Below are 15664 nucleotides of genomic sequence, written 5' to 3'. Positions count from 1 at the left end.
TCGCGGGCAAGCTCCGCTCCCACAATGTCCGGGCCGGTTTGTGTCAGGAAAAGGTGGGTTGCCTGTTATGCCTTCTTCGTGGCGGTGCGGCGATCCGACAAGCTCCGCTCCCACAGGTTTGATGCCCGGCGCATAAGTTCGGCTCGGCGCGGACATTGTGGGAGCGGAGCTTGCCCGCGAAGAGGCCAGCACCGGCGCAGCAGTTCTTGACCTTAATCGTGGTCTTCGAGATAACGCAAAGCCATCTGCTCCGTCACCACCCGCGCCGGTGCCAGCAGGTGCGGAGCCACCAGCATCATGACCTGATACACCACCAGCCGCACTTCGCCTTCACGCCCCAGAATCCGCTGGTAGTCCAGGGAAAACAGCAAGGTCAGGGTGATCTGCTCCACCAACTGCCCCAGGGCCTGGGTGTCGCTCAGCAGCATACCCTGCGCCTTAAGGCGCGCCAGCAGGGATGCCAGTGTCCGCTTGAGGGCATTGAGCAGGTTGCGGATACCCTTGGCCAGCTTGGGCAAGCGCCCGGACAGATTGGACAGGTCCTGGAACAGGAAGCGGTAATGGGCCAGTCGCTCGACGATCAGATGCAGGAAGAACCAGTAGTCCTCGGGCGCCAGCCGGGCGTCGGCCGGCGGATTGAGCAAGGGCGCCAACTCGTCCTGGAAGCGCTCGAACAAGCCCAGCACCAGCGGCTCCTTGCCATGGAAGTGGTAGTAAAGGTTGCCCGGGCTGATCCCCATTTCATTGGCTACCTCCATGGTCGAAACGTTGGGCTCGCCTTTCTGGTTGAACAGTTGCAGGGCGCATTCCAGGATCCGGTCGCGGGTCTTCATCCAGTCTTCTTAGGTCGTTCCGACCGTTCGCCACGGCTGTCTGGCAGCCGTGGCCGGTGATGATCAGCGTACTCGCACATAAGTGCCGGGTGCCGCCTCCATGGGGGGGTAATTGGCGTTGCCCAGGGTCATCTGGGTTTCCCGCTGAGTCCCCGAACGCTCCTGGATCCAGCTCAGCCACTGGGTCCACCAACTGCCGTCGACCTGTTTGCCGTCGTAGTACCAGGCCCGTGGGTCACTGCTCAGCCTGGGGTTGTCGACGTAGTTGGCCTTGGGGTTGCTCGGCGGGTTGAGGATGCTCTGGATATGCCCGCTGTTGGACAGCACGAAGCGCCGATTACCACCCAGCAGCAAGGTCGAACGATACACCGCATCCCAGGGCGTGATGTGGTCGTTGATGCCGCCGACGCTGAAACTGTCGACCGTGACCTTCTGCAGGTCGATGGGGGTGCCGCAGACCTCCAGGCCGCCCGGATGGCTCAGCGGGTTGTGCTTGAAGAAATCCAGCAGGTCGCCATGAAACGCCGCGGGTAGTCGGGTGTTGTCGTTGTTCCAGTAGAGAATGTCGAATGCCGGCGGTTCCTTGCCCAGCAGGTAGTTGTTGACCCAGTAGTTCCAGATCAGGTCGTTGGGCCGCATCCAGGCGAAGACCCGCGCCAGGTCGCGGCCGTCGAGCACGCCTTGCTGGTAGGAGCGACGCTTGGCGGCTTCCAGGGTCTGCTCGTCGGCGAACAGGGTGGCCGGGCTGTCCAGCTGGCTGTCGAGCAGGCTGACCAGGTAGGTGGCGCTGGATACCCGACGCAGCTGCCGCTTGGCCAGCAGGTGGCCTTGCAGGGCGGCAATGGTCAGGCCGCCGGCGCAAGCGCCCATCAAGTTGACCTCGCGGCTGGCGGTGATCGCCCGGCAGACGTTCAGTGCTTCTTCCAGTGCCTCGACATAACTGGACAGACCCCATTCGCGGTGACGCACATCCGGGTTGCGCCAGCTGACGATAAACACCTGCAGGCCGTTCTTCAGCGCATACTGGACGAAGCTGTTGGACGGGCTCAGGTCGAAAATGTAGTACTTGTTGATCTGCGGCGGCACGATCAGCAGCGGCTTGGCGTACTGTTTTTCGCTCATCGGCTTGTACTGGATCAGCTCCAGCAGCTCATTGCGAAACACCACTGCGCCGGGGGTGGTGGCCACGGTCTTGCCGACTTCGAACGAGTGCTTGGTGACCTGGCTGGGCAGCCCGTTGTTGTGCAGCAGGTCGTCCACCAGGTGACTGATGCCGCGCACGATACTGTTGCCGCCGGAGTTGAACACTTCCTTGACCGCCAGCGGATTGAGCAGGGTATTGGACGGCGCCATGGCATCGTTGAGCAGGGCGAAGACAAAGTGCGCGCGGGCGCGATCGTCGTCGCTCATCCGGCTGTCGTCGATCCAGAGCCTGACCTGTTTCTGCCAGGCCAGATAGGCCTGCAGACTACGCCGGTAGAAGGGGTTGAGGCTCCAGGCCGGGTCGGCGAAGCGCGGGTCCTCGGTGTTGGGCTTGTACAGCGTGTCGCCGAGCAACACCTTGCCCAGTTGTCCGCCCAGGGCCAGGGCATGCCGGGCGGTGTGGATCGGGTTGCGCAGGCCATGGGCGGCCACGCTGCGCAGGGTGGAAAACAGATCCCGGCCGCGCAGACCGGTAATCGCACTCTGTGCGTTGATGAACGCGGCGGGTGTGGGCATCGAGCCCGTCGCTGGTTTGTCTCGCATGAGTCAACACTCCTTCGTCATCAAGCTATCAACCAACACCGGGGCACGCGACGGACGGTGTTGTCGGTCGCGGACCTTGTGCGCCACGCGGACGTCCTGCCTGCGGGCGCTTACTACCAGGGAAAGACTCCTAGGTGCTCTTGGAAGGCGCCGGGTGCGGGTGCATCACCGCCCGCTGGCGTTCTTCCTGGAGGAATTTCATGATGATCGGCGCCACGGCCTCGGCCCGGGTGATCAAAAATAAATGGCCGTCGTCGATTATGTGTAGCTGGGCATTGGGGATTCGCCAAGCCAACAGACGCATATTGATCAGCGGAATCAGTGGGTCGTCATCACCGGCCAGCACCAGGGTTGGCTGGTGGATCTTGTGTAGCCAGTGGATGCTGGTCCAGCCGAGGCCGGCGAACAGTTGCCAGTAGTAGCCCAACTTGCCGGCGGAACGGACCTTGGCGGCATGTTCGGCGGCCAGATGCGGGTCGCGGCGAAAGGCCCCGCCGTAGATGGTGGGGGCAATACGGATAACATGGGACGGCTGGATATAGCGCCGTGGACTGGCCATGTTCCACAACACTTTGGGCTTGCCCGGGACCATCACCGCGCCGGCGGCGGTGGCGGCGAGGATCAGTTTCTTGCAGCGCTCCGGGTAGTCATGGGCGAATTGCTGCGCCAGGGCGCCGCCCCAGGACACGCCTACCGCGTTGACCTGGCCGTAATCCAGGTAGTCGAGCATGCGCGCGGTGAGCTTGGCCAGGCCCGGAAAGCGATAGGGCCGCCTGGGCGTCGATGAACCGCCGACGCCGGGAACGTCAAAGGCAATGACCTCCAGGTCCGGGTCCAGGGCCTGGACGAACGGAAACACCAGTTCCAGGTTGGCGCCGATGCCATTGAAGATCAGCAAGGGCGTCAGATGAGACTTGCCGGGGCGAACCGCGGTGCGGATGGTCTGGCCATCCAGATCGATGGTTCGGAAGATAAACGGTTGCGGCATGCTCGAAGCCCTGTGGTTGAACCTGTTTTTCTGATCTGACGCGGTCCCTGTCGGTTCAGGGGGATCTGATATTGAAATCGGGGGCCCCTGAGGGGGCGATTTTACCCTGCTGCCAAGGCTGAACACGGTTTTTGGGTACCGGCTTTGTCCTTGTTTCACGACCGAGCGCGGTCCCTGTGGGGGTCGGCTTGCCGGCGATGGCGTCCGAATGGGCGCTGCCAGGCCCAAGAGCCTCATCGCCGGCAAGCCTTCTCCTACAAGGGATTGCGGTGTTCTTGAAGCCCTAGCGCTCGTGCACGTAAGTACCTGGTGCCGCCTCGCCCGCCGGGTAGGCCTTGCTGCCCAGGCTGGTCGGTGATTTCTTCAGTTTGCCCGAGCGTTCGGTCTGCCACGCCGACCAGTAAAGCCACCACGAATCGGTGTGTTTGGTGGAATTTTCCTGCCAATCGTCGGCCTTGGCCGGCATCTCGGTGCTGGTCATGTAGCGCGATTTCGGATTGCCCGGCGGGTTCAGGATGCTCTGGATATGGCCGCTGCTGGACAGCACGAACTCGACCTTGCCGCCGAACAGTTGCGCCGACTTGTAGCAGGACTTCCAGGGCGTGATGTGATCGTTGGTGCCGGCCAGGGCAAAGATGTCGGCGTCGACCTTCTTCAGGTTGATCGGCGTGCCGCACACCTCCAGGGCATCAGCGCGCACCAGCGGGTTGTTCTTGAACATCTCGATCAGGTCGCCGTGGAAGGCGGCCGGCAGGCGCGTGGTGTCGTTGTTCCAGAACAGGATATCGAACACCGGTGGCTCGTTGCCCAGCAGGTAGTTGTTGACCCAGTAGTTCCAGATCAGGTCATTGGGGCGCATCCAGGCGAAGACCTTGGCCATGTCGCTGCCTTCCAGCACGCCGGCCTGGTAGGAGTGGCGCTTGGCGGCTTCGAGGGTCTGTTCGTCGACGAACAGCGCGACCTGGGTGTCGAGGGTGGTATCGAGTACGCTGACCAGCAGGGTCAGGGCGTTGACCTTCTTCTCGCCAAGGGCGGCATAGTGGCCGAGCAGGGCGGTGCAGGTGATGCCGCCGGAGCAGGCCCCGAGCATGTTCACGTCCTTGCTGCCGGTGATGGCGGTGACCACGTCGACCGCTTCCTTGAGGGCGTCGATATAGGTCGACAGGCCCCATTCGCGCTGCGCCTTGGTCGGGTTGCGCCAGCTGACGATAAAGGTCTGTACGTGGCTGCGCAGGCAGAAGCGCGCCAGGCTCTTATCGGGGCTCAGGTCGAACACATAGAACTTGTTGATCTGCGGTGGCACCACCAGCAGCGGCCGTTCGTGCACCTGCTCGGTGATGGGGCTGTACTGGATCAGCTCCAGCACATCGTTGCGGAACACCACCGCGCCTTCGGTGGTGCCCAGGCTCTTGCCGACCTCGAAGGCGCCCATGTTCACCTGGCTGGGCATGCCACCGTTGTGCACCAGGTCCTTGGCCAGGTTCGAGAGGCCGTCGAGCAGGCTCTTGCCGCCGGTCTCGAAGAAGCGCTTGACCGCTGCCGGGTTGGCGGCGGTGTTGGTCGGGGCCATGGCCTCGGTCATCAGGTTGATGACGAAGTGGCCGCGACTGATGTCCTGTGGTGACAGCGAACTCTCGCTGATCCAGGCATGGAGCTCCTTGCGCCAGGCCAGGTAGGTTTGCAGGTAACGCCGGTACAACGGGTTCTGGCTCCAGGCCGGATCGTTGAAACGACGATCATCGCTTTCCGGCTGCAGGCCGGACTTGCCCAGCAGTACATTCTTCAATTCGACGCCGAAATGGGCGACATGCTTGACGCTGTGGATGGGTTGTTTGATGGCTTGGGTCAATACCATTCGTGCAGAAGTAAGAAGATCCTTTCTACGCAAGCCGACGACGGGGTTCAGGCCCAGGGTGTTTTCCGAGGCTTGCCGCTGCAGGTCATCGTTGTTCTTGTTACTCATCTACGACGCTCCATTGTCCTGAGACGAGTACCGGGTACAGCTGTGCAAATGGCACAGCCAATGCCAAGTACTACTGCTCGGGTGACCGTTGATTGCACATCGTTAAATGCACGGAACTTGCCAGCTCCATTGGTTACCCGAGTTTGATTTTTTTCGCAAGCGGGCCAATCGTTAGCCACGCCGTGGGGGATTGAATCAGATGTGATTAGAAAATGCCCCCCAAAACGACCGGAGGTCCGGACTAGAGCATCAGCCTGACGACGGACTCGGACGGGTCGCGGGATTTTCCGGCCGCTTTGAGTTCGGCAAGATAATCGGCCCACAAGTCATCCTGGCGACGTGCCAGCTCGTAGAGGTAGTCCCAGGTGAACAGTCCGCTGTCATGACCGTCGTCGAAGGTCAGTTTCAGTGCATATTGGCCGGCGGGTTCGAGTTTGCTCAAGGCGACATTGAGCTTGCCGAACTGGAGGATGGGCTTGCCGTGACCCTGGACTTCGGCGGAAGGTGAGTGCACCCGCAGGAATTCGGCGGGCAGGTGGTATTCCTCGTCCGGGCCGTATTTGAGGGTCAGGGTTTTCGAGGCTTTGTGCAGGTTGATGGCGGTGGGGAGTCGGGTGGTCATGGGCAGCCTGCGATCCGTCTGTGTCAGAGAACCCTGTGGGAGCGGAGCTTGTCGGATCGCCGCATCGCCGCGAAGCTTCTGGCGTTCTCACGGGCCCCTTCGCGAGCAAGCTCTGCTCCCACAAGGGGCCGTGTTCGGCCATCAAAGCCCTGCTCCGACAGGGAGCGGTGTACTTTTTACAGGATATACCGCGACAGGTCTTCGTTCTTCGCCAATTCACCCAGGTGGCTGTTGACGTAGTCGGCGTCGATGCGGATCGGCTCCTCGCTGTGCGCGCTGGCCAGGTCGCCGGCGCTGAACGAGACTTCCTCCAGCAGGCGCTCAAGCAGCGTGTGCAGGCGACGGGCACCGATGTTTTCGGTTTTCTCGTTGACCTGCCAGGCGATTTCCGCCAGGCGCTTGATGCCGTCCGGCAGGAACTCGATGGCCAGGCCTTCGGTTTTCAGCAGCTCGCGGTACTGCTCGGTCAGCGAGGCGTGCGGTTCGCTGAGGATGCGTTCGAAGTCTTCCGGGCTCAGCGCCTTGAGTTCGACACGGATCGGCAGGCGGCCTTGCAGTTCTGGCACCAGGTCGCTCGGCTTGCTCAGGTGGAACGCGCCGGAAGCGATGAACAGGATATGGTCGGTCTTGACCATGCCTAGCTTGGTGTTCACTGTGCAGCCTTCGATCAGTGGCAGCAGGTCGCGCTGCACGCCTTCACGGGAGACATCGGCGCCGCCGACGTTGCCGCGTTTGGCGACCTTGTCGATTTCGTCGATAAACACGATGCCGTGCTGTTCCACCGCCTCCAGGGCCTTGGCCTTCAACTCTTCGTCATTGACCAGGCGTCCGGCTTCTTCGTCGCGGACCAGCTTGAGCGCGTCCTTGACCTTGAGCTTGCGGCTCTTGCGCTTGCCCTTGCCCATGTTGGCGAACAGGTTCTGCAATTGGTTGGTCATTTCCTCCATGCCCGGCGGCGTGGCGATCTCGACGCCGAACGACTCGGCCACTTCGATTTCGATCTCCTTGTCATCCAGCTGGCCTTCGCGCAGGCGCTTGCGGAACAGCTGGCGGGTGTTGGAGTCCTGGGCTGGAGCCGCGTCTTCGTTGAAACCCATGCGCGCCGGTGGCAGCAGGGCGTCGAGGATACGTTCCTCGGCGGCGTCTTCGGCGCGATGGCGGACCTTGACCAGCTCCTGCTCGCGCAACAGCTTGATCGCGGCGTCGGCCAGGTCACGGATGATCGATTCGACGTCACGGCCGACATAGCCGACTTCGGTGAACTTGGTCGCTTCGACCTTGATGAACGGGGCGTTGGCCAGCTTGGCCAGACGCCGGGCGATCTCGGTCTTGCCGACGCCGGTCGGGCCGATCATCAGGATGTTCTTGGGGGTCACTTCGACGCGCAGTTCCTCGGGGAGCTGCATCCGCCGCCAGCGGTTGCGCAGGGCAATGGCGACGGCGCGCTTGGCATCATCCTGACCAATGATATGGCGATTGAGTTCGTGGACGATTTCGCGGGGGGTCATGGACATAATATGTGGGTCCTCAAGCGGGAACAGGCAGCCGGACAGGCTGGTTATTCCGCGAGGTCCTGCTCCTCGATGGTGACGTTGTGATTGGTGAAGACGCAGATGTCAGCGGCGATACCCAGGGCGGCTTCGACGATTTCCCGGGCCGAAAGATCGGTTTTCTTCAGCAGTGCGCTGGCCGCGGCCTGGGCATAGCCACCACCGGAGCCCATGGCGATCAGGCCATTTTCCGGTTCAACGACGTCGCCGTTGCCGGTAATGATCAGTGAAGCATCTTTGTTGGCGACCGCCAGCATGGCCTCCAGGCGACTCAGGGAGCGGTCGGTACGCCACTCCTTGGCCAGTTCGACAGCGGCGCGGACCAAATGCCCCTGGTGTTTCTCCAGTTGGCCTTCAAAGCGCTCGAACAAGGTAAAGGCGTCGGCGGTGGCACCGGCGAAACCGGCGATGACTTCGCCGTGGTAGAGGCGCCGGACTTTTTTCGCGTTGCCCTTCATGACGGTGTTGCCGAGGGAAACCTGGCCGTCGCCACCCATGACGACTTTGCCGTGGCGACGAACTGAAACGATGGTGGTCAAGGGAGAATCTCCACGCAGCGGGGCGAAAATGCCTGATGGAAACTCATATGGGGGTGGTGGTGGGTTTTTCAACCGTGGGCGGGATGAGGGGATGAATGGCGTAGGAAAGGCTTTGTTTGACCCCGCACGACCGACTTCAAGGCCAGGCTCTACCTTTGTGGCGAGCGGGCTTGCCCGCGCTGGGCCGCGCAACGGCCCCAAAACCGGCGAATCAGGTGTATCTGGTAGGCCGAGGCGGCCGGTTTTGCGGCTGCTGCGCAGCCGAACGCGGCGGTGCGGCGTTCCGACAAGCCCGCTCGCCACAAGACCGCGCTTGACTTGAAATGTCCTTGGCTGAGCGGGCTTCAGGTAAGCCCGCTCCCGGCAATCAGCGGCTTTGGCGCTGTTGCAGCAACAGGTTGTTGAAACCGCTGCCGGCCAGTTGCTTCTGCGCCTTGGTCAGTTGTTCGCGGTTGCTGAACGGTCCGACCAGGACCCGATACCAAGTCTCGTCCTTCACGGTCCCGGACTCCACCGAAACCGACTGCCCCAACAGGATGACTTGCGCCCGGACCTTGTCCGCATCGGCTTCCTTGCGGAACGATCCGGCCTGCAGGAAGAACTGCGTGACCGCTGCCGGCTTGGCCGCTGCCACCGGCGGTGGTGGTGGCGGGGTAATCCCGGACAAAGCGGCCTGGGCTCGGGCGGTGTCGATTTTTGCCGCTTCGGCCGGGGTCACCGGGGTGGTCGGCGTCGGCACGGTCTGTGGCGTCGGCAGGGTTTTCTCCGGCACGGCTTCCGGCGGCACGATCACTTCCGATTCCGGTAGCAAGGTGTAGAAGTCGTACTTGGGCTTCACCGGCTGGGTCGGGCTCGGCGGGGTCTTGTTGGCTTCGGCGATCTTGCTCGCCTTCAGCTGTTCCTGCTTGACCCGTTTGATGTCATCGCCCTTGCCCGGCTCCAGCTTCATCAGGAATACGATGAAGGCGCCCACGCCGAGGCCGATGGCCAGCCACAGCCAGCCCGGGATCGGCTTTTTCGCAGGAGCTTGGTAACGGCTGGCGCCACGTTTGGGTGCGGGGGTTTTCTTGGCAGCCAACTTACATACGCTCCAGGGTTTCCAGACCCAGCAGTTCCAGGCCTTGCTTGAGGGTGCGGCCGGTCAGCGCGGCGAGGCGCAGGCGGCTCTGTTTCTGTGCGGCGGTGTCGGCGGACAGGATCGGGCAGTTCTCGTAGAAGCTGGAGAACAGACCGGCGACATCGTACAGGTAGGTGCACAGTACGTGCGGGGTACCTTTTTCGGCGACGCTGCCGAGCACTTCGCCGAACTGCGCCAGCTTGGCGGCCAGTTCCTGTTCGTGCACGGCTTCAAGGATGATCTGACCGTCGACCTGGCTGAAATCCGTGCCCAGTTTGCGGAACACGCCGGCCACGCGGGTGTAGGCGTACAGCAGGTACGGTGCGGTGTTGCCTTCGAAGTTGAGCATCAGCTCGAAGTTGAAGCTGTAGTCGCTGGTGCGGTGCTTGGACAGGTCGGCATACTTGACCGCGCCGATGCCCACCACGCGGGCGATGCTGCGCAGTTCGTCTTCGGCCAGCTCCGGGTTCTTTTCCTTGACCAGCAGATAGGCGCGGTCCATGGCTTCGGTCAGCAGGTCGATCAGCTTCACGGTGCCGCCGTCGCGGGTCTTGAACGGGCGGCCGTCGGCGCCATTCATGGTACCGAAGCCCATGTGCTCCATTTCCATCGGGTGACCGACGAAGCCGGCCTTGCGCGCCACCGCGAACACCTGCTGGAAGTGCAGGGCCTGGCGCTGGTCGACGAAGTACAGCGCGCGATCGGCTTTCAGCACGTTGCTGCGGTAACGCACGGCGGCCAGGTCGGTGGTGGCATACAGATAGCCGCCATCGGCCTTGACGATGATGACCGGCAGCGGCTCTCCGTCGGCATTCTTGAATTCGTCGAGGAACACGCACTGGGCGCCGTTGCTTTCGACCAGCATGCCCTTGGCCTTGAGGTCGTTGACCACGTTGATCAGGTCGTCGTTGTAGGCGCTTTCGCCCATCACATCGGCCATGGTCAGCTTGACGTTCAGTAGCTCGTAGGTGCTTTGGCAGTGGGACAGGGAGATGTCGGTAAAACTTTTCCAGGCCTTGATGCACGCCTCGTCACCGGCTTGCAGGTCGACTACCAGCTTCCGGGCGCGATCGGCAAACGTCGGGTCTTCGTCAAAGCGTTTCTTGGCCGCGCGGTAGAAGTCCTCGAGGTCCGACAGTGCGCTTTTGAGCATGTCGGGATTGTCTTCGAGCATGGCCATCAGCATGCCGAACTGGGTGCCCCAGTCGCCGACGTGGTTCTGGCGGATCACGGTGTCGCCGAGGAACTCGAGCACGCGTGCGACGCCGTCGCCGATGATGGTCGAGCGCAGGTGGCCGACGTGCATTTCCTTGGCCAGGTTGGGGGCCGACAGGTCGACCACCACGCGTTGTACCGGGCCGGCCTTGCGCACGCCGACATGGGCGTCGGACAGGGCGGCGTCCAGGCGTGCGGCCAGGGCCTGGGTGTTCTGGAAGAAGTTGATGAAGCCGGGGCCGGCGATCTCGGCCTTGCTGACGCTGTCGGCGGCGGGCAGGGCGGCGATGATCTTTTCCGCCAGGTCGCGGGGCTTGAGGCCGGCCGGCTTGGCCAACATCATCGCGATATTGCTGGCGAAGTCGCCGTGGGTCTTGTCCCGGGTGTTTTCCACCTGGATCGCCGGCGTCAGCCCTTCAGGCAACACACCTTCGGTGACGAGTTGGGTGATGGCTTGCTGGATCAGCTGGCGAATGGTGTCTTTCATGGTCTTCTCTTTCGACCGCAAGCGCGGCGGCGCTTCGATGCGCAGGTGGAAAAACTGGGCATTATCCGTTGCCGGGGCGAGCTTGCCAACCGCTTATGGACTTGTGGTGACCGGGCGGGCCTCTTCGCGGGCAAGCTCCGCTCCCACAGGTTCCCGGTTGTACGCAAGGTTGCGGCATGGCTCGGACATTATGGGGCTGATGCCACAAGTCCCGAGTCGTTTACAGTCTTTGCATACAACTCGGACCTGTGGGAGCGGAGCTTGCCCGCGAAGAGGCCGCCAGGGTCAATACAAATCCACCGGATCGACATCCAGCGACCAGCGCACCTGTCGCCCGCTGGGCATCTGCTCCAGGACCAACAGCCAACTGCTCAACAACCGGTGCAGCGAGGCCCGGCCATTGGCCTGCAACAACAATTGCGCCCGATAGCGCCCGGCCCGACGCTCCATGGGCGCCGGTACCGGCCCCAGCAGTTCGATGCCGCCCAGGTTCATTTCGCCCAGCAAGCGTTCGGCCGCGCCGCAGGCCTCATCGAGAAACCCCTCGGCCTGTCCCGGCTTGTGGGCTTCGGCCCGCAGCAGCGCCAGGTGCGCGAAGGGCGGCAAGCCGGCGGCCCGGCGCTCGCTCAAGGCCTGCTCGGCAAAGGCGAAATAGCCTTGCTCGGTCAGTTGAATCAACAGCGGATGGTCCGCCAGGTGCGTCTGGATGATCACCTTGCCCGGCTCCTCCGCCCGCCCGGCCCGGCCCGCCACCTGGACAATCAACTGGGCCATGCGCTCGCTGGCGCGGAAATCGCCGGAGAACAGGCCGCCGTCGGCGTCGAGGATCGAGACCAGGGTCACCCGGGGAAAGTGATGGCCTTTGGCAAGCATTTGCGTGCCCACCAGGATGCACGGCTGGCCTTTCTGGATGGTGGCGAACAGTTGGTTCATTGCGTCCTTGCGCGAGGTGCTGTCGCGGTCGACCCGCAGCACCGGATAGTCGGGGAACAGGATACCCAGGCGTTCCTCGGCGCGTTCCGTTCCGGCACCCACCGGGCGCAGGTCGACCTTGCCACACTGCGGACAGTTGCGTGGCACGCGTTCGACATAGCCGCAGTGATGGCAGCGCAGTTCGCCGGAGCGCTGGTGCACGGTCATGCGCGCATCGCAGCGCGAGCATTCCGACATCCAGCCGCAGTCGTGGCACAGCAGCGTCGGCGCGAAGCCGCGGCGGTTGAGGAATACCAGCACCTGTTGGCCGGCGGCGAGGGTCTGGCCGATGGCCTGTTGCATCGGTCCGGAAATGCCGCTGTCCAGTGGCCGGCTTTTCACATCCAGGCGCAGGAAGCGCGGCTGCTTGGCACCGCCGGCGCGCTCGTTCAGGCGCAGCAGGGCATAACGACCGGTGTAGGCATTGTGCAGGCTTTCCAGGGATGGCGTGGCCGAGCCCAGTACGATCGGAATGCTTTCCTGGCGTGCGCGCACCAGCGCCAGGTCGCGGGCGTGATAACGCAGGCCCTCTTGCTGCTTATAGGAACCGTCGTGCTCTTCGTCGATGATGATCAGCCCGGGGTGTTTCATCGGGGTGAACAGCGCCGAACGGGTGCCGATAATGATGTCGGCTTCGCCGTCGCGGGCGGCGATCCAGGCGTCCAGGCGCTCGCGGTCGTTCACTGCCGAGTGCAGCAGGGCAATGCGGGCATTGAAGCGCTGCTCGAAGCGCGCCAGGGTCTGCGGCCCCAGGTTGATTTCCGGGATCAGCACCAGCGCCTGCTTGCCGGCTTCCAGGGTCTCGCGGATCAGTTGCAGATAGACTTCGGTCTTGCCGCTGCCGGTGACCCCGGCCAACAGGAACGCATGAAAACTGTCGAGCCCGGCGCGGATCGCTTCGCAGGCGGCGCGTTGTTCGCTGTTGAGCGGCAGTTCCGGTTGCGCCAGCCAGTGTTCGTGGCGCTCGCTGGGCGCGTGGCGACGCACCTCCACCCGCACCAGGTCCTTGGCCAGCAGCAGGTCGAGGCTGTCCTTGCTCAGCATCAGTTTGCTCAACAGCTGATGGGCCACGCCGTGGGGGTGCTGGGCCAGGGTCGCCAGGGCGTCGCGCTGGCGTGGGGCGCGGGCGATGCGTGGATCGTCGAGACGAGCGCCGGGGGTCATCGACCAGAAACGTTCCTGGCGCGCCTCGGCCGGCTCGCCCTGACGCAGCAGCACCGGCAACGCCCAACTCAGGGTGTCGCCGAGGCTGTGCTGATAATACTGGGCGGTCCACAGGCACAGCTTGAACAGTGCCGGCGGCAGCGGCGTCGTGGCGTCGAGCAGGGCCGTGGCGCGTCTGAGCTTGTCCGCCGGGACTTCGCTGTGCTCGGCGATCTCCACCAGGATGCCGATCATCTCCCGGCGGCCGAATGGCACCCGCAGGCGCATGCCGGGCTGCAGCGCGCTACGTGGCACACCCTCCGGCGCCCGGTAGTCGAACAGGCGGCGCAGTGGCGAGGGCAGGGCAAGGCGCAGGATGGCGTCGGGCACGCGGTTCTCTCTGGGAGGGGCTCATGGAGGGCGCGAGCCTAGCAGACGGCTCGGGCAGTGTCTTCCCGACGGAGGGCGCACTGGCCGCTTGCGTCGGGCAAAAGGTCTGGTATGATCGCCGGCTAAATTACGTGCGGTGTTCAACAATCGTGTTGAGCGGCGGCACGCCAGCCTGAGGAAGTCCCCATGAAAGCCGATATCCATCCAGCATACGTAGACATCGACGTTACCTGCAGCTGCGGTAACAAGTTCGTGACCCGTTCGACCCATGGCAAAGCTCTGCCAATCGACGTGTGCAACGAATGCCACCCGTTCTACACCGGTAAGCAGAAGACCCTGGACACCGGCGGCCGCGTGCAGAAGTTCGCCGACCGTTTCGGCATGTTCGGCGCTGTCAAAAAGGCCTGAGGCTGATCGCTCCGGGGAAAACCGCTGGTTTTTCCCGGTCGATAAAAAAGGCGTCCCCTGCGGACGCCTTTTTTGTGGGCGCTGTTTGTATCGGCGATCCCTGCCTCAAGGAATGTAGACATTTCTAATCTCGATTGTACACAGTCTATCCCTTGTATTTCGCGGCTCTTGGGCCAAAGTCGTAGGGGCAGGTGCTTGACACCGGTGACTGGTCAGTCTTGTGAGGACTTGGCGACACGAGTATCCTCGGCGGTCCGTCAGTCCCACAGTAAAAAGCGGAATGCCCACATGTCAGATCTGAAAACTGCCGCTCTCGAATATCATGCCAATCCTCGTCCGGGGAAGCTGAGCGTCGAGCTCACCAAAGCCACCGCCACCGCTCGCGACCTGTCGCTGGCCTACAGCCCTGGCGTAGCCGAACCAGTACGCGAAATCGCCCGCGATCCTGAGCTGGCCTATAAGTACACTGGCAAGGGCAACCTGGTTGCAGTCATTTCCGATGGCACCGCGATTCTCGGCCTGGGTAACCTCGGCCCATTGGCCTCCAAGCCAGTGATGGAAGGCAAGGGCGTGCTGTTCAAGCGTTTCGCCGGTATCGACGTGTTCGACATCGAAGTCGACTCGGAAAGCCCGCAAGCCTTCATCGACACCGTCAAGCGTATCTCCATCACCTTCGGTGGCATCAACCTGGAAGACATCAAGGCCCCTGAGTGCTTTGAGATCGAACGTGCTCTGATCGAGCAATGCGATATCCCGGTATTCCACGATGACCAGCACGGCACCGCGATCGTGACCGCGGCCGGCATGATCAATGCCCTGGAAATCGCCGGCAAGACCCTGCCGGAAGCCAAGATTGTCTGCCTGGGTGCCGGCGCTGCCGCGATCTCCTGCATGAAATTGCTGGTGAGCATGGGCGCCAAGATCGAAAACATCTTCATGGTTGACCGTACTGGCGTGATCCACGCTGGCCGTGACGACCTGAACCAGTACAAGGCGGTATTCGCCCACGCCACCGACAAGCGCACGCTGGCTGACGCCTTGCAGGGCGCTGACGTGTTCGTCGGTCTGTCCGGCCCGAACCTGCTGGATGCTGCCGGCCTGCTGTCGATGGGGCCCAACCCGATCGTGTTCGCCTGCTCGAACCCGGATCCGGAAATCGCCCCGGAGCTGGCTCACGCCACCCGCAACGACGTGATCATGGCCACCGGTCGTTCGGACTACCCGAACCAGGTCAACAACGTCCTCGGCTTCCCGTTCATCTTCCGTGGTGCCCTGGACGTCCGTGCCAAGCGCATCAACGAAGAGATGAAAGTGGCTGCCGCCAACGCCCTGCGCGAACTGGCCAAGCTGCCGGTACCTCAGGAAGTGTGCGACGCCTACGGCGGTATCAAGCTGGAATTCGGTCGTGAGTACATCATTCCGAAACCGATGGATGCCCGTCTGATCACCCTGATCTCCGATGCCGTGGCCAAGGCGGCTATCGAGACCGGCGTGGCTACCCTGCCGTATCCGAAGAACTACCCGCTGAAAAGCGTGGATGACGTGTTCAACGGCTAAGCCGTTGTAGCGTCAAACAAAAAGCCCCGGCTCGAATGAGTCGGGGCTTTTTGCTGTGTGGCTGTCCAGCTTTTGTGGGCACGCGCAGCGTATGGCTGGGCGGAATAGGTGGCGAGCGGGCTTGCCCGCGCTGG

Annotated in this window: 12 protein-coding genes; 2 read left to right on the top strand and 10 right to left on the bottom strand. The window is 62.8% G+C overall.

The features are described from left to right. Nucleotides 1-212: 212 nt before the first annotated feature. From M5B99_RS20575 to M5B99_RS20530, 10 genes are all read right to left on the bottom strand, one after another. Nucleotides 213-833 carry a TetR/AcrR family transcriptional regulator gene (locus tag M5B99_RS20575; RefSeq protein ID WP_248805755.1) on the bottom strand — a complete coding sequence of 207 codons (621 nt, stop codon included), beginning with the start codon at nt 831-833 and terminating at the stop codon, nt 213-215. Nucleotides 834-896: 63 nt separating this feature from the next. Continuing rightward, nucleotides 897-2579 (bottom strand): class II poly(R)-hydroxyalkanoic acid synthase, encoded by a 1683-nt coding sequence (gene phaC / locus M5B99_RS20570; RefSeq protein WP_248805754.1) that lies wholly within the window; start codon nt 2577-2579, stop codon nt 897-899. Nucleotides 2580-2709: 130 nt separating this feature from the next. Beyond that, nucleotides 2710-3567: a poly(3-hydroxyalkanoate) depolymerase gene (gene phaZ / locus M5B99_RS20565; RefSeq protein WP_248805753.1), complete on the bottom strand. Its 858-nt coding sequence runs from the start codon at nt 3565-3567 to the stop codon at nt 2710-2712. Between the two features lie 283 nt (nt 3568-3850). Further along, entirely contained in the window at nt 3851-5530 is a 1680-nt protein-coding gene (phaC, locus tag M5B99_RS20560) for a class II poly(R)-hydroxyalkanoic acid synthase (protein WP_248805752.1), read from the bottom strand. A gap of 241 nt (nt 5531-5771) precedes the next feature. Next, the gene (locus M5B99_RS20555; protein ID WP_248805751.1) at nt 5772-6152 is read right to left on the bottom strand and encodes a gamma-butyrobetaine hydroxylase-like domain-containing protein; all 381 of its coding nucleotides are present in this window, start codon (nt 6150-6152) and stop codon (nt 5772-5774) included. A 176-nt stretch (nt 6153-6328) separates the two neighbouring features. Beyond that, nucleotides 6329-7666: an ATP-dependent protease ATPase subunit HslU gene (hslU, locus tag M5B99_RS20550; protein ID WP_248805750.1), complete on the bottom strand. Its 1338-nt coding sequence runs from the start codon at nt 7664-7666 to the stop codon at nt 6329-6331. A 44-nt stretch (nt 7667-7710) separates the two neighbouring features. Further along, complete coding sequence (gene hslV, locus M5B99_RS20545) at nt 7711-8241, bottom strand: ATP-dependent protease subunit HslV (protein WP_103495039.1); 531 nt, start codon at nt 8239-8241, stop codon at nt 7711-7713. 367 nt (nt 8242-8608) lie between these two features. Next, nucleotides 8609-9319: an SPOR domain-containing protein gene (locus M5B99_RS20540; protein WP_248795929.1), complete on the bottom strand. Its 711-nt coding sequence runs from the start codon at nt 9317-9319 to the stop codon at nt 8609-8611. 1 nt (nt 9320) lies between these two features. Further along, nucleotides 9321-11060, bottom strand: coding sequence for an arginine--tRNA ligase (argS, locus tag M5B99_RS20535; protein WP_248805749.1), 1740 nt, complete (start codon nt 11058-11060; stop codon nt 9321-9323). Between the two features lie 285 nt (nt 11061-11345). Continuing rightward, nucleotides 11346-13565 carry a primosomal protein N' gene (locus tag M5B99_RS20530; RefSeq protein WP_248805748.1) on the bottom strand — a complete coding sequence of 740 codons (2220 nt, stop codon included), beginning with the start codon at nt 13563-13565 and terminating at the stop codon, nt 11346-11348. Between the two features lie 186 nt (nt 13566-13751). On the opposite strand from M5B99_RS20530, the gene rpmE reads away from it, so the two are divergent. Both rpmE and M5B99_RS20520 read left to right on the top strand, forming a co-directional pair. Next, nucleotides 13752-13973 carry a 50S ribosomal protein L31 gene (rpmE, locus tag M5B99_RS20525; RefSeq protein WP_100940403.1) on the top strand — a complete coding sequence of 74 codons (222 nt, stop codon included), beginning with the start codon at nt 13752-13754 and terminating at the stop codon, nt 13971-13973. A 288-nt stretch (nt 13974-14261) separates the two neighbouring features. Next, entirely contained in the window at nt 14262-15530 is a 1269-nt protein-coding gene (locus M5B99_RS20520; RefSeq protein ID WP_248805747.1) for a malic enzyme-like NAD(P)-binding protein, read from the top strand. Nucleotides 15531-15664 lie beyond the last annotated feature (134 nt).

The sequence above is a fragment of the Pseudomonas sp. MWU13-2100 genome (assembly GCF_023242365.1).
In the GTDB taxonomy this organism is placed as follows: domain Bacteria; phylum Pseudomonadota; class Gammaproteobacteria; order Pseudomonadales; family Pseudomonadaceae; genus Aquipseudomonas.
This window is presented reverse-complemented; position numbering and strand designations above follow the sequence as displayed.